Origin of the sequence: Nocardia sp. GCM10030253 (assembly GCF_042675075.1) — a bacterium.
Taxonomy (GTDB): Bacteria; Actinomycetota; Actinomycetes; order Mycobacteriales; family Mycobacteriaceae; genus Nocardia.
This window is the reverse complement of record NZ_JBHTDL010000004.1, coordinates 484,836-498,912: the sequence shown is the minus strand read 5'-3', so window position 1 is coordinate 498,912 and position 14,077 is coordinate 484,836. Positions and strand designations below refer to the sequence as shown.

Sequence of the window (14,077 nt, the reverse complement as noted above, 5' to 3'; positions counted from 1 at the left end):
GCGCACCTAGTGAGCAGTACGGACATCAAGCCCGCCCCGGCATACGACACTCCGATCGGCCTGACCAACCCGCCGATCGACGAGCTGCTGGAGCGCACCTCGTCCAAGTACGCCCTGGTCATCTACGCAGCCAAGCGGGCCCGTCAGATCAACGACTACTACAACCAGCTCGGCGACGGCATTCTCGAATACGTCGGTCCGCTGGTCGAGCCGGGTCTGCAGGAGAAGCCGCTGTCGGTCGCGATGCGTGAAATCCACTCCGATCTGCTCGAGCACGCCGAAGGCGAGTAATTCGAGCAAGACGCAGTGACCACATCTAGGCCGGAGGCGTAGTGACCACCACACGGATCGTCGTCGGCGTCGGCGGAGGGATCGCCGCCTACAAAGCCTGCTCGATAGTGCGCCGGTTCACCGAGACCGGGCATCAGGTTCGGGTGATCCCCACCGAGTCGGCGTTGCAGTTCGTCGGCAAGGCAACCTTCGAGGCGCTGTCCGGGAACCCGGTGCACACCGGTGTGTTCGCAGATGTGCCCGAGGTACCCCATGTGCGGCTCGGCCAGGAGGCGGACCTCGTAGTCATCGCCCCGGCGACCGCCGATCTGATGGCGCGCGCCGCGAGCGGCCGCGCCGACGACCTGTTGACCGCCACGCTGCTGACGGCCCGATGTCCGGTCGTGTTCGCGCCCGCGATGCACACCGAGATGTGGGAGCATCCGGCCACCGTCGCCAATGTCGCGACGCTGCGTGCGCACGGTGCGATCGTCATGGAGCCCGCGTCGGGCCGGCTCACCGGCGCCGACACCGGACCAGGCCGGTTGCCCGAACCCGAGGAAATCTTCGGGCTTGCCACGTTGCTGCTCGAGCGGGCCGACGCGATCCCGCGTGATCTGGAAGGCCGCCGCGTGGTGATCACCGCGGGCGGTACCAGGGAACCGCTGGACCCGGTGCGTTTCCTGGGCAACCGCAGCTCCGGCAAACAAGGCTATGCGCTGGCAAGGGTCGCCGCTCAGCGCGGCGCCCACGTCACGCTGATCGCGGGCAACACGATCGAGATGGCCGCTCCCGCTGCCGTCGACCTGGTGCACATCACCACCGCCGAACAGCTCAAGACCGCCGTCGAGAAGCACGCGGTCGGCGCCGACGCGGTGATCATGGCGGCGGCGGTTGCCGATTTCCGGCCGACCAACGTTGCCGCGGCCAAGATCAAAAAGGGTGCCGGCGAGCCGGATGTGATCGCGCTGACCAAGACCGACGACATTCTTGCCGGTCTGGTGCAATCGCGACGCGACGGCCAGCTGGCGGGCACCACGATCGTCGGCTTCGCCGCCGAGACCGGTGACGAACAGGGCGACGTGCTCACCCACGCGCGAGCAAAGCTAGCCCGCAAGGGTTGCGATCTGCTGGTCGTGAACGCGGTCGGCGAGGGCAAGGCGTTCGAGGTCGATACCAACGACGGCTGGCTGCTCGGTGCGGATGGCACCGAACAGGCACTCGATCACGGGTCGAAGGCGCTGTTGGCAAGTCGGGTGCTCGACGCGCTCGGTCCGCTGTTGCATTGAGCCTTCGTGCGCCGATTCTTCGGAGCGTTCGAGTCTTGTTGCGGGGCCGTACGGATTGCGGCGTCGAGGTAATCGCCGACGCGGACTGGTTGGTCGCGGTGCAGATATTCAGGTAAGTGACGCGATGTCGGGATGAAGATCCGGTAGTTCGCGTCGATCGCCGAATAGTCTGAGACAGCGTCTGGGCGCGAGTCCATCGCGTCGGTGGTTTGGAATAGTCTGAGATGAAGGTTTGCGCGGTGGTGGCATCACGCTACTGTCGCAAACCGATACGAGTAACCCGTTGAGGGAGAGGGAAGAACTGTGCGCACGTCCGGCAGCCGGCTATTCACCAGTGAGTCCGTGACCGAAGGTCATCCGGACAAGATCTGTGATGCCATCAGCGATTCCATTCTCGACGCTTTGCTCGCGGAAGATCCGCGCAGCCGGGTCGCGGTGGAAACCCTCGTGACGACCGGTCAGGTCCACGTCGCGGGTGAGGTCACCACGTCGGCGTACGCGGACATCCCGCACATCGTGCGCGAGAAGATCCTCGAGATCGGATACGACTCGTCCGCAAAGGGTTTCGACGGAAACTCCTGTGGCGTCAATATCGCCATCGGCGCGCAGTCGCCCGATATCGCGCAGGGCGTCGACACCTCGCACGAGGCGCGCACCGCGGGTTCGGATGACGAGATCGAGCGCCAGGGCGCGGGCGACCAGGGCCTGATGTTCGGCTACGCGAACACCGATACCCCCGAGCTCATGCCGCTGCCGATCGCGCTGGCGCATCGCCTCGCGCGCAGGCTCACCGCGGTCCGTAAGTCCGGCGTGCTGCCCTACCTGCGTCCGGACGGTAAGACCCAGGTCACCATCGAATACGACGGTGACCGCCCGGTTCGCCTCGACACGGTCGTCATCTCCACCCAGCACGCCGCCGATATCGACCTGGACAACCTGCTCGCTCCCGATATCCGCGAGAAGGTCCTCGATTCGGTGCTCGCCGATCTGGACCTGCCGAGCCTGGATATCTCGAACATCCGGCTGCTGGTCAACCCCACCGGCAAGTTCGTGCTCGGCGGCCCGATGGGTGACGCGGGCCTGACCGGCCGCAAGATCATCGTCGACACCTACGGCGGCATGGCACGCCACGGTGGCGGCGCGTTCTCCGGCAAGGACCCGTCGAAGGTGGACCGCTCGGCCGCCTATGCCATGCGCTGGGTCGCCAAGAACGTCGTCGCGGCCGGGCTGGCAGAGCGCGTCGAGGTTCAGGTGGCCTACGCCATCGGCAAGGCCGCTCCGGTCGGTCTGTTCGTGGAGACCTTCGGCACCGAGAAGGTCGACCCGATTCGCATTTCGACGGCCATTACCGAGGTCTTCGACCTGCGCCCCGGCGCGATCATCCGCGACCTGGACCTGCTGCGCCCGATCTACGCGCCGACCGCCGCGTACGGCCACTTCGGCCGCACCGACGTCGACCTGCCCTGGGAGCACACCGATCGTGCCGACAAACTGCGCGCGGCAATCGGCCTGTAAGTCGACCTGGCCCGCGTGAACCAACCCACGGCGGACCTCCCCGCCACTCCCACGGACGCCGTTTCCACGGGAGCAAGGGCGGCACACGATTCGACAGCAGCGGGAGCACCCATCGCACGGGTGCTCCCGCTGTTGTCGCCCGCCCACCTGGACCGCGACTTCGACTACCTGGTTCCCCCTGAGCTCGACGCCATCGCCCAACCCGGCGTCCGAGTCCGCGTCCGCTTCGCGGGCCGCCTCGTCGACGGCTACCTCCTGGCTCGACTGCCCCGCAGCGACCACTCCGGCAAGCTGGTCAAACTCGAACGCGTCGTGTCCCCCGAACGAGTCCTGACCCCCGAAATCCTGCGACTGGCAACCACCGTTGCCGCCCGCTACGCGGGCACTCGCGCCGACGTGCTGCGCTTGGCCATCCCACCTCGCCACGCCCGCACCGAAACCGGCGGTTCGAAGAAGTCCGCCGACCCGGTAGCGGCACAAGCAGATTCGCCCGCGCCCGCTGGTGCGCAATCGGAGAACTCGGCCACGCCAGGGCATGCCGATGACGCCGGTCGGATCGGGGGAGCCGCGACGTCCGAAGCGCCCGCACCGAATGTCGCGGCCCCGACAACGATCGCGACATCTGTTGCCGCCGAGTCCGGTTCGGACGAAGACGCCGGTGCGATCAGTGGATCCACCACGGCCGCAGCGCCCACGCCTGACGATGCACCCGCAGTGGTCGACAGCACGCCCGCCGCCACGGATTCGGCTCGTGTGCAAACGAATTCCCCCACAGGTGCCGCAGGGTCCGATGCGGCGCCACTCTCGGCTGAGACTTCAGCGCCGCAGCCGTATTCGCCGATGGTCGGCAGTTCGCCCGGTGAGAGTTCGGTCACTTTTCGGACGGATTCGTCTGCCTCCGTGCCGGATTCGCGGTCGGCGAGCACTGCTACCGCGACAAGTGCGCAGGTAGCCGAGGTAGACGGTGCGGCGGAGGCCGAGTCCGCCGATCTGCCGCGCCGTCGCGCACGAGGTGTCGTTTCCGCCGATCCGGCTGCGGTCGTGGATCCGGATATCCGTCGAGCGCAGGGTGCTGACCCCGGCGACAGTGATGGCGGGAATGTGGCCGGGACAGCTGGTGTAGCAGCATCCACTGCCGCGTTGCCTGTCGATCCGGCGCTGTGGGAGCGGTACATCCATGGCACCGCGTTCCTGACCGCGCTCGGGCAGGGCAGAGGGCCCCGGGCGGTGTGGCAGGCGCTGCCGGGGGAGGAGTGGGCGCGGCGGTTGGCGGAGTTGGCCGCTGTGGTTGTCGCGGGTGGGCGCAGTGCGATTCTGATAGTGCCCGATCAGCGGGATCTGGATCGCGTGTTGGCGGAATGTGTTCGGCTGGTGGGAGATTCGGCGGTGGGGCTGGCTGCCGGGTTGGGCCCGGCCGCGCGGTATCGGCGGTGGCTTGCAGCGTTGCGCGGGAACGCACGGGTGGTGGTCGGGACGCGTAGCGCGGTGTTCGCGCCCACCACCGATCTGGGTCTGATCGCGATCTGGGATGACGGTGACGACACCTATGCCGAGCCGAGAGCGCCGTACCCGCATGCGCGTGAGGTCGCGATGCTGCGTGCGCACGAGACGGGTGCGGCCTTCATCGCGGCGGGTTTCGCGCGGACGGCCGAGACGCAGTCCGTCGTCGATTCGGGGTGGGCGCACGATCTGATACCCGACCGTGGGCTGGTGCGCAAATTCTCGCCGCGGATCAGCGCTCCGGGGGATACCGACATGGCGATGGAGCGCGATCCGGTCGCGCGCGCGGTGCGGATCCCCGGGGTGGCGTTCGCGGCCGCGCGTCAGGCGCTGAAAGAAGGGGCCGCGGTCCTGGTGCAGGTGCCTCGGCGCGGTTATATCCCGTCGCTGGCCTGTGCGAAATGCCGGACGCCGGCGCGATGCCGCCACTGCAACGGTCCGCTTGCACTCCCGGAGGTCCGGTCGCCGCGCGACGATGTCGCGCACAGTCCGAGCTGCCGCTGGTGCGGCATCGTCGAGGCGGCCTTCCGCTGCGCGAGCTGTGGGTCGCGGGCCCTGCGTGCGGTGGTGATCGGTGCCGCCCGCACCGCGGAGGAACTCGGTCGCGCCTTCCCCGGTGTGCCGATTCGTGGTTCCGGCGGTGGCGCGATGCTGGATACCGTCGAGCCGGGGCCGCAGGTCGTGGTCGCGACGGTCGGCGCGGAACCGGTGCTGCCCGGCGGCTACGGTGTCGCGCTGCTGCTCGACGGCTGGGCGCTGTTGAGCCGCGCGGACCTGCGCGCCGCTGAGGACACGTTGCGCCGGTGGATGTCCGCCGCCACCCTGGTTCGTGCGCACGGTCAAGTCGTCGTCATGGCCGAGCCGTCGATTCCCACCGTGCAGGCCCTGCTCCGCTGGGATCCGGTCGGCCATGCGCACGCCGAGATGGCCGGTCGCACCGAGGTCGGCTTCCCGCCCGCGGTTCGTATGGCGGCCATCGATGGATCCGCCGATGCCGTCGCCGAATTGCTCGCTGCCACAAACCTTCCCGACGGTGTCGACGTACTTGGCCCGGTCCCGCTCCCGCCCGGCGCCCGCAAACCCTTTGGCGGCGACAGCCCCGCCGAGGTCGAACGCATGCTCCTGCGCGTCGACCGCATCTCGGGCGCCGCGTTGTCCCGAGCCCTCACCGCCGCCCAGGCGGTCCGGAGCACCCATCGCTCCGACGCACCTCTGCGCGTCCAAATAGACCCGGTCGACATCGGCTGATAGACGCGCGTCGAGCGAGTTCGTCGACGGTTCGCAGAAATCTCGTGGTTGAGTGGGGAAATGACGACTCACCCGCAGTACCGGATCATCACGATCGCGTGCGTTGCGATCGCGGCGTCCATCACGTCGGGATCCTGCGCTACCGCCGACCCCGAACTGCCGAAATCCAGCCTGGAGCTGACTATCAGCACGGGTGAGCAGCCAAAGCCCGATGCTCAGCGAATCTCCGTGACGTGCGAACCGGCAGGCGGCACGCACGAGCGCCCGGAGGCTGCGTGCGCCGCCCTGGACAAGGTAAACGGCTCCTTCGGCGATCTTCCCGCCGATCCCACCGCCGTCTGCATTCAGATCTACGACCCGGTGACTGTTGCAGCCACCGGCACCTGGCGCGGCACGCCGGTCCAATGGCAGCGGACCTTCGCCAACAGTTGCGAATTGCATGCCGGCACTGCCGGGGTCTTCTGACCAGCACCTGCCCGGTCTGCTGACCTGGCGCCACACGGCAGGTGGACGGTGTTCGCGGGCGCGAACACCGTCAACGCACCGAACTACTTGAACGCGACGATGTTTCGCCGAGCCCAGTCCGCGAAGCTGTGCGGTGCGCGACCGAGCACCCTTTCGACGTCGGGGGAGATCTGCTGCTCCGCCGGGGTGGGCGCGCCGATGATGGTCAGCGTGGTCTCGACGACGGGTTCGGGCATGAACTGCACCATCTGCGCGTGCGCCTCCGCGCGGGTCTGCTCGACGAACCGAACCGGCTCGCCGAGTGCGGCGCCGAGATCATCGGCCCGCTGTCGAGGTGTGCTGAGCGCGGGGCCGGTCAACGTGTAGATCTGCCCGGCGTGGCCATCCTGGCGCAGGGCCGCAGCGGCAACCTCGGCAATGTCGGACGGATCGATCACCGGCAAGCCGATGTCGCCGAACGGCGCCGCGACGGTGCGTTGGCTACGCGCCGACTCCACCCATGCGTACGCATTGGAAGCGAAGGCGCCGGGCCGCAGGATCGTCCACTCCAGGCCTGACGCTCGGACGGCCTCCTCGAACGACCGCCCCAACTGCCCGTGCGAGGCCGACTCCGGCCGGGTGGCGACTCCTTGTGACGACAGTTGCACAACTCGTTGAATGCCAGCGGATTTCGCGAGCTCGAGGATGGCACGGGGGTCCATCAAATGTGCACTGGTACCGGTGTCGTGCAGGAAGAGCGCCGTCGCGCCAGCGAAGGCGGGGGCGAGGGTTTCGGGCTGGGTCAGGTCGGCCTGCTGGTGGCGTACGCCGTCGGGCAGCGCGGGCTCGGTTCCGCGGGACACGGCGGTCACCTGTTCGCCCGCCGCGGCGAGGGTCTGCACGAGGGTGCGTCCGACATTGCCGGTTGCTCCGGTCACTACGATCACGTTCACTCCTGAGTTAGTTGACTGACTAACAGGAACCTAGTCGACGGACCGCCGGTCTGTCTATAGTTAGTTGAATGACTAACTCAGTCGAAGGAGGACGCATGACGCCGGCGGCAGGCAAGCGGGAGCGGCTGGCCGCCGCGGCGGCCCAGGTGTTTCACCGGCAGGGTGTCGAGAAGGCGACGATCGCCGACATCGCCGCGTCAGCCGAGGTGCCGGTCGGCAATGTGTACTACTACTTCAAGACGAAGGATCAGCTGGTCCAGGCGGCGCTGGGCGCGCACGCGCGGTCGCTGCGGGATCTGATCCTCGTGCTCGAACAGCACGAAGCGCCGCAAGATCGGCTGAAAGCGCTGGTGCGGGGCTGGGTCGAGCAACGTGAGGTGGCAGCGCAGTTCGGTTGTCCCACCGGAACATTGGCCACCGAGCTGGGCAAGCGTGCCGATGGCCTCGATCGTGAGTCGGCGGCGAATATGCGGGCGCTGATCGAATGGGTCGAGCGGCAATTCGCGGCGCTGGGTCGTAGCGATGCGGGGGAGCTCGCGGTGGCCTTGATTGCGTCATATCAGGGAATATCGTTGCTTACCAACGCCTTCCGTGACCCCGAGCTCATGCGCACCGAGGGCCGTCGCCTCGAGCATTGGATCGATTCACTACAGCCATGATCTCGTTCCGGTCGACGGCTCCGCCCGGCTGATACGCCGTGGGGTAGTCGATCATGTGTCACTTAGCAGGTCGCGCATCGACACGGTGCGCGGCCTTCGGTCTTTCCGTCCGGTGGTTTGTGTCCGTTCCCACTCTTGTCTTCGATGCATTGACGATATATCGTCGATAACATGAAACGAACACGAAGGCCTGAGGAGGCAATCATGGAAAACATGGAAAATCGAGATTTCGGACGGCGTGGCCGGTGGAACCGGCCGGGGTCGGAAGAGTGCGGGCCCGAGCGGCATCAGCGTCAGCATCGGCGCGGCGGACGGCACGGCTTCGGCCCCGAGTTCGGGCCGGGCTTCGGTCCCGGATTCGGACCGCATTTCGGACGTGGGCGCGGCCGAGGTGGCCGAGGTCGGCGTGGCGACGTGCGTGCGGCAGTGCTGCTGCTGCTCACTGAGCGGCCGATGCACGGATACGAACTCATCCAGCAGATCAGGGAGCGCAGCGACGACGTCTGGCGGCCGAGCCCCGGGTCCATCTACCCCGCGCTGGCGCAGCTGGAAGACGAGGGTCTGGTGCTCATCGAGAAAGTGGCGGGTCGCAAGACCGCGAAGCTCACCGAAACCGGCACCGAGTACGTCACAGCGAATCGTGACGAGCTGGGTGACCCGTGGGCGGACATCAAGGAAGACGTCGGCGCACAGGCCATCGATCTGCGCGGGCTGATCGGTCAGCTGATGGGCGCGGTCGGCCAGGTCGCGGCGGCGGGCACTCCCGAGCAGGCGACCAAAGCGGCCGAGGTCCTCACCGAGGCGCGCAAGGCGTTATACCGCATCCTCGCGGAGGACGAAAGCCCTGAGAAGTCATAGCCCTCGGTGCGTAACAGAAGTGTGAAACACCCCTTCCCGGCGCGCATTTCACCCCCTCTCGGGTAGATCATTGTGAGATGGAACAGTCACGTGGATTGTGGGGTTGGGGTTATTCACAATTGTGCCGAGTCGCGCTCGTTTGCGCGCTCGCCGGCGCCATCATCGTCGGCTCCGGCGCGGCACCGACGGTCGCGAGGGCCGAACCGGCCGGCTATCGGCCGCCGAACGTGCCCACCGCAGCCGCTCCGCCGCAGCCGGATCACCTGGCCGCCGCGGCGTATCTGAAGACCCATCCGAACGCGGTTCCCGCGGGCACCAACAATTTCGACTGCGCCCCGAGCGCCACCCACCCCCGGCCGGTCGTGCTCGCGCACGGCACCGATTCCACCGCGTATTCGGACTGGTCGGCCATCGCGCCGCAGCTCACCGCGGCAGGCTTCTGCGTCTTCGCGCTCAACTACGGTGGCAAGCTGGGCGCGGACAGCTACGGCACCGAGGACCTGTGGTTGAGCGCGCACCAGGTCGGCGCGTTCGTGGACGACGTGCTGGCCGCCACCGGTGCCACGCAGGTCGACCTCGTCGGATTCTCGCAGGGCGCCAATGTGACTCGCCTCTTCGTCAACAAGCTCGGCGGCGCACCCAAGGTCGGCCAGTGGGTCGGCATCGCCTCCCCGAGCTACGGCGGTGTGATGTACGGGCTGGTGCCGGTGGCGCAGGTGATTCCCGGCGGGCTGCAGGCGTTCCAGTTGGTGACCTCGCTCGCAGCGGTAGAGCAGGCGCAGGGCTCGCCGATCATGACCGAACTCAACGCGGGCGGTGACACTGTCCCCGGGGTGCAGTACGTCACCATCGGCAGCCGGGTCGACGAGATGATCCAGCCCTTCGAGAACATCGCATTGCGCGGTCCCGGTGCGCGCAATATCGCACTGCAGGACCTGTGCGCGGAGAATCTGACCGGTCACTTCCACATGGTCTACGACCCGTTCGTGCAGCAACTCCTGCTCACCGTTCTTGATCCGGCGCACGCCCCCGCGCCGACCTGCATGCCCGTCGCGCTCGGCACCGGCATTCCGGAAGTGATCATCGCAGGAAACTCCTGAACGCGGGTCGGGGCGGCCGGCTGACGGATTGCGGCGTCGTCGCGATCGTCTCAGGGTGCGGCGGCGAGGGCCAGGGCGTCGGCGGCGCGGTGTTCGGCCGCGGGTAGGTCGGCTACGCAGGCTGCCAGGGCGTTGAGGTCGGGGGAGTCGGTGGTGGCGAGCGCGGCGAAGCGGCTCCAGATGTTGGCGCAGTCGCGGTATGCGTCAGCGGCTGCGCGGTAGGGCTTGTCGCCGGTCAGGTCTGCGACTTCGTTGCAGAAGTCGGATTGCAGGCGGCGGAAGAAGCCACCGCCGGTGCCTGCCTTCTCGACGAAAATGCGGACGGTGCGCAATGCGATGCCGAGTTCGTCGGGGGTGAGGTCCGCAGGCCATCGGGCGACGTCGTGGCAGAACTTCTCGACTCCGGCCAGACCGAGGGTGCGGGTGGAGCCGGGCGGGAGGGCCGCTTCGGCCGTCCCGATCGGTTCCTGGGTAATGCCGTGCAGGTTCGCGACGGCGGCCGCCGCGGCGTCGCGGGCGGCCGAGAGCAGGTCGGGGAGCCGGTCCGGGAAGCGCATCGGATAGGTGGCGTGCTGGTTGGGGTCCGGAAAGCCGTTGGAGTAGCGGGCTTTCGCGAGTGCCTGTAGGGGGACCGTCTGTACTTCGTCGCGGTCGTTGTCGACGATGTAGGCGATCTCGGCGTCGGTGTCGTAGCCGATGACGACAATGTCGTGGCGGGTATTGGAGAGTCGGACGCGCAGGTAGGGGAGTTCCATGATGTCTGCCCAGACCATGACCGGTCGGCCCGCGTCGAGTTCACCGGTGACCCATGACCAGGCGAGGGCGGGATCGTCGGTCTGGTCGCGGCGGGTGTCGATGCCGAGGCGGGCGCACAGATCCAGCTCCATATCGGCCGTGCGGCCGACGAAGTAGAGCGGCGGCATGAGGCCGGGGATCTGCAGGTATTGGAAACTCAGCCCGCCGCCCATGCCGAAGACCAGCGCCTCACTGGGCGGCCCGGCCCAGCCGAGTCCGGCCCATTCGATGAGGCCGCGCAGGGCCCCGGAGCCGCAGTGGCCGCCGAGGCGGTGTGGGTAGTCCTCGATCAGCACACGTGCCACGCCGTTCCTCCATTGTGTTAACAGTCTTGCGTAGTTTGTAATGGAATAGCATGGGTTCGGCGCAGTGCGATGTCAACCGGAGGTGAACCGTGTCGGTGCCGATGACCCCGTGGGGTCCGGTGGCGGCGGACCCGCCCGCAGAGGATCGCAAGAATCAGATCCTGGACACCGCATGGCGTTTGGTGGTGGCCCAAGGCGTCTCGGCGACGTCGATGTCACAGCTGGCGGCCGAGGCGGGCATCTCCCGCGTACTGCTCTACCGTCACTACGAGAACCGGGACGCGGTCGTGCGCGACCTGCTGGCCCGCGAGCTGTTCCGGTTCTATGCCGAACTGCATCGACTGCCGCAGCCCGGCGACGCGGTCGAGGGTGCCGCACGCAATATCCTGCACACCATTGCCTACCTGCGGAATAGTGTTCTGCTGCGCAAACTTCTGGTGGCCGAACCGGCACTGCTGCCGTATCTGACGCTGGAGGCCGGGCCGCTGTTGGAGGCGTCGAGCCGGTGGTTTGCCAGCCAGATGATCGAATGGAGTGTGCCGCCGGGGCGGGCGGTTCGGGCGGCCGAGATGCTCACGCGCTTCGTCGCCTCGGTCGCGCTCACGCCGCGTGTGAGTGTCGATTTCGATGATGTCGCCGAGAGCCGCGAGGTGGTAACGGCGCTGGTGCGCGGGCTGATTGGTCCCGGCGCTTCGATGTGACCGGCTGGGCGTCTGTCCGATGAGGGCTTGACACGCCGCGTTCGTGGACCGAGTCTGTCTGTTAACAACAGTGCATGGTGTGTCAACAGATTGGCCGCGCTGTCGGAGAAGGAGCATGCGCGATGACCGCTACCGATCAGCCGCAATCCCCGGCGGGACAGCTCTTGGCGGAGGTGCTGCTCACCGACTTCGGCGCCGCGGGACCCTATGACGGCTATCGGCGATTGCGGGAATTGGCCCCGGTATTGATTACCGGTGGTCGCACACTCGTGCTGTCCCGATACGCGGATTGTGATGCCGTGCTACGTAATCGGGCGATCGGCAAGGCCGACGAGTCGCTCGGCTTCCGGCTCTCGCCGATTCCCGAGGAACTGCGGCAGCGGGCCGCGCACCGCTTCCGCCGGACAATGCTGTTTCGCAATCCGCCGGATCACACGCGGCTGCGTCGGCTGGTGTCCTCCGCGTTCACCGGACGTCACGTGGAGGAATTGCGTGCCGCCGTGGTCACGCAGATCGAGACACTGCTCGACGGCTTGGCCGAGCACGATACCGTTGACATCATTTCCGAACTGGCGCTTCCCCTTCCGGTCGGCGTCATCGGCGACCTGCTCGGCGTACCCGAGGGCGACCGCGCCGCCGCCGCGCCATTGATTCGCGCCATGCTCGCGCCACTGGAGCCGAGCTCGGACGCCGCAGCCGTCGCCCGCTCCGCCGACGCCGAGGACGAACTGGCCGCATACTTCGCCGACCTGCTCGCGGCCAAACGCCGCCACCCGGCCGATGATCTGCTCAGCCGCCTCGCCACCGCGCTCGGGGACGACGTGCTCGACGACGACGAATGTGTAGGCAGCGCCATCCTGCTCTTCGCCGCCGGATTCGAAACCACCACCAACCTCATCGGCAATGGCCTCGCCGCCCTGCTGGCCTTTCCAGATCAACGCGAACTCCTGTGCAGCAGACCGGAACTCGCCCCCGGCGCGGTCGAGGAGCTGCTCCGCTACGACGCCCCCGTCCAGACCGACGGCCGCACCGTCCTGGAGCCGACGACCGTGGCGGGTATCGAGTGCGAGCCGGGCCGCACCATCCTCATGCTGCTCGGCGCGGCCAATCGCGATCCGGATCGTTTTCCCGATCCCGACCGCCTCGATCTCACCCGCTCCGGCTCCCCGAACCTCGCGTTCGGCTCGGGCATCCATTTCTGCCTCGGCGCACATCTGGCCCGCATGGAGGGCATCGAACTCTTCCCCCGCCTGCTGGCCCGGTTCCCCGCCATAGCGCCTGCGGGAGAACAGATATGGCGATCGGGGCTGTCCTTCCGTGGGCTGCAATCGCTACCGGTCGCACTGAGCTGATCAGGAGTCGAACAGCTCAAACGATTCCTCCACGCCTGCTCGGTCCCCACCCAGGTTCAGGTCCAGCGGTGCTATCGATGACGAGTGCGGCGAAATTTGATCACGGAGCGGATCATCCACGGCGCGGCGAGCCCGGCAGTGATCGCGGTCAGCGGCACGATGACATGACCCCATATGCCATGGATCGGGTGGTAGCGCGCGACGCCGTGACTGATTTCGATGTAGCCCACTGGGCGTACATCAGCGCCTCCGCCTCCGCCGTCGCCCCCACCAGCGAATCCGAAGCCCGCGCGCGCAACGGGGACGATGGTGATGCCGTCGGCCGTGATCGGTTCGCCGAAAACCGTTGCTGCGCAGGTTCGTCCACCGATCGAGTCCACTATTTGCTTCAGCATTGCCGCGGAGGAATCTGCGGCATCAGGTGCAATCGGCCCAGCTGTCGGGGAAGCAGGATCCTGCGATGCATGCATGATTGTTGACCTCCGTAGCCGTTGAAAATGTTTGAGCTAGAGGCTAACTGGAACCAGACGCAAGCTCCGAACGAAACCGGTGTCGTTCGGAGCTTGCCTGGCCGCTGGTCACGGTGTCGACACCGAAGGCGGCCACTCTTGGGGTTCGACATTCGGTGGCTTGCCGACACCGTCGTCGCGCCAATCGAATTCCGGTGGCGGCGGCCCCACTGCTCGAGGCTCGGTGAAAACGACTCGTCCGGAACCGAAGTTGGTCGCGGCGAAACTGGTCCGGCCCGCGAACGTAACTTTGTCGAACTCGGTGTCGACGCGGAATGCGGCCCCGCCGAACTCGACGATGTCGCTGAACCTGGCCCCGCCGAACCAAGCGATGCTGAACGTGGCCTCGCTGAACGAGGCGTTGCCGCTGAACGTGGCCCGCCGGAACTCGGCGATGCTGCGGAACGTCGCCCGCCGGAACCCGGCGTTGTGGCTGAACGTGGCCCCGTAGAACTCGGTGGTGCCGCAGAAGGTGGCCTTGCCGAACCAGGCGTTCCCGCTGAAGCTGGCCCCGTTGAACTTGGCCGTGGCGCTGAACGTGGCCCCATCGAACGAGGCGTTGCCGCTGAACATGGCCCT

Annotated in this window: 14 protein-coding genes; 10 read left to right on the top strand and 4 right to left on the bottom strand. The window is 67.3% G+C overall.

Annotation, left to right across the window (positions count from 1 at the left end):
• The first annotated feature begins 9 nt into the window (after positions 1-9).
• The 5 genes from rpoZ (at position 10) to ACFQZZ_RS06340 (ending at position 6,287) form a co-directional block, all read left to right on the top strand.
• Positions 10-291: a DNA-directed RNA polymerase subunit omega gene (gene rpoZ, locus ACFQZZ_RS06360; protein WP_328403067.1), complete on the top strand. Its 282-nt coding sequence runs from the start codon at positions 10-12 to the stop codon at positions 289-291.
• Between the two features lie 41 nt (positions 292-332).
• Entirely contained in the window at positions 333-1,559 is a 1,227-nt protein-coding gene (coaBC, locus tag ACFQZZ_RS06355; RefSeq protein WP_378675289.1) for a bifunctional phosphopantothenoylcysteine decarboxylase/phosphopantothenate--cysteine ligase CoaBC, read from the top strand.
• 303 nt (positions 1,560-1,862) lie between these two features.
• Positions 1,863-3,074 carry a methionine adenosyltransferase gene (metK, locus tag ACFQZZ_RS06350; RefSeq protein ID WP_378675286.1) on the top strand — a complete coding sequence of 404 codons (1,212 nt, stop codon included), beginning with the start codon at positions 1,863-1,865 and terminating at the stop codon, positions 3,072-3,074.
• Between the two features lie 120 nt (positions 3,075-3,194).
• Entirely contained in the window at positions 3,195-5,822 is a 2,628-nt protein-coding gene (locus ACFQZZ_RS06345; protein ID WP_378676419.1) for a hypothetical protein, read from the top strand.
• A 60-nt stretch (positions 5,823-5,882) separates the two neighbouring features.
• Complete coding sequence (locus tag ACFQZZ_RS06340; protein WP_378675283.1) at positions 5,883-6,287, top strand: subtilase-type protease inhibitor; 405 nt, start codon at positions 5,883-5,885, stop codon at positions 6,285-6,287.
• An 83-nt stretch (positions 6,288-6,370) separates the two neighbouring features.
• Here the strand turns inward: ACFQZZ_RS06340 and ACFQZZ_RS06335 are convergent, their stop codons facing one another.
• Positions 6,371-7,213, bottom strand: a complete 843-nt coding sequence (locus tag ACFQZZ_RS06335) for an NAD(P)H-binding protein (protein ID WP_378675280.1) — start codon at positions 7,211-7,213, stop codon at positions 6,371-6,373.
• Positions 7,214-7,314: 101 nt separating this feature from the next.
• On the opposite strand from ACFQZZ_RS06335, the gene ACFQZZ_RS06330 reads away from it, so the two are divergent.
• The 3 genes from ACFQZZ_RS06330 to ACFQZZ_RS06320 all read left to right on the top strand — a co-directional run bounded on the left by ACFQZZ_RS06330 (position 7,315) and on the right by ACFQZZ_RS06320 (position 9,836).
• Positions 7,315-7,878, top strand: a complete 564-nt coding sequence (locus ACFQZZ_RS06330) for a TetR/AcrR family transcriptional regulator (RefSeq protein WP_378675277.1) — start codon at positions 7,315-7,317, stop codon at positions 7,876-7,878.
• Positions 7,879-8,091: 213 nt separating this feature from the next.
• The gene (locus tag ACFQZZ_RS06325; protein ID WP_378676416.1) at positions 8,092-8,736 is read left to right on the top strand and encodes a PadR family transcriptional regulator; all 645 of its coding nucleotides are present in this window, start codon (positions 8,092-8,094) and stop codon (positions 8,734-8,736) included.
• 77 nt (positions 8,737-8,813) lie between these two features.
• The gene (locus ACFQZZ_RS06320; RefSeq protein ID WP_378675274.1) at positions 8,814-9,836 is read left to right on the top strand and encodes an esterase/lipase family protein; all 1,023 of its coding nucleotides are present in this window, start codon (positions 8,814-8,816) and stop codon (positions 9,834-9,836) included.
• A gap of 50 nt (positions 9,837-9,886) precedes the next feature.
• On the opposite strand, the gene ACFQZZ_RS06315 is transcribed toward ACFQZZ_RS06320, so the two are convergent.
• Positions 9,887-10,936, bottom strand: coding sequence for a BtrH N-terminal domain-containing protein (locus tag ACFQZZ_RS06315; protein ID WP_378675272.1), 1,050 nt, complete (start codon positions 10,934-10,936; stop codon positions 9,887-9,889).
• 89 nt (positions 10,937-11,025) lie between these two features.
• On the opposite strand from ACFQZZ_RS06315, the gene ACFQZZ_RS06310 reads away from it, so the two are divergent.
• Both ACFQZZ_RS06310 and ACFQZZ_RS06305 read left to right on the top strand, forming a co-directional pair.
• Entirely contained in the window at positions 11,026-11,637 is a 612-nt protein-coding gene (locus tag ACFQZZ_RS06310) for a TetR/AcrR family transcriptional regulator (protein ID WP_378675269.1), read from the top strand.
• Positions 11,638-11,759: 122 nt separating this feature from the next.
• Complete coding sequence (locus ACFQZZ_RS06305) at positions 11,760-12,989, top strand: cytochrome P450 (protein WP_378675266.1); 1,230 nt, start codon at positions 11,760-11,762, stop codon at positions 12,987-12,989.
• Between the two features lie 71 nt (positions 12,990-13,060).
• Here ACFQZZ_RS06305 and ACFQZZ_RS06300 read toward each other — a convergent pair whose 3' ends face one another.
• Both ACFQZZ_RS06300 and ACFQZZ_RS06295 read right to left on the bottom strand, forming a co-directional pair.
• Positions 13,061-13,384 (bottom strand): hypothetical protein, encoded by a 324-nt coding sequence (locus ACFQZZ_RS06300; RefSeq protein WP_378675263.1) that lies wholly within the window; start codon positions 13,382-13,384, stop codon positions 13,061-13,063.
• A gap of 183 nt (positions 13,385-13,567) precedes the next feature.
• Positions 13,568-14,071: a pentapeptide repeat-containing protein gene (locus ACFQZZ_RS06295; RefSeq protein ID WP_378675260.1), complete on the bottom strand. Its 504-nt coding sequence runs from the start codon at positions 14,069-14,071 to the stop codon at positions 13,568-13,570.
• Between the last annotated feature and the right edge of the window lie 6 nt (positions 14,072-14,077).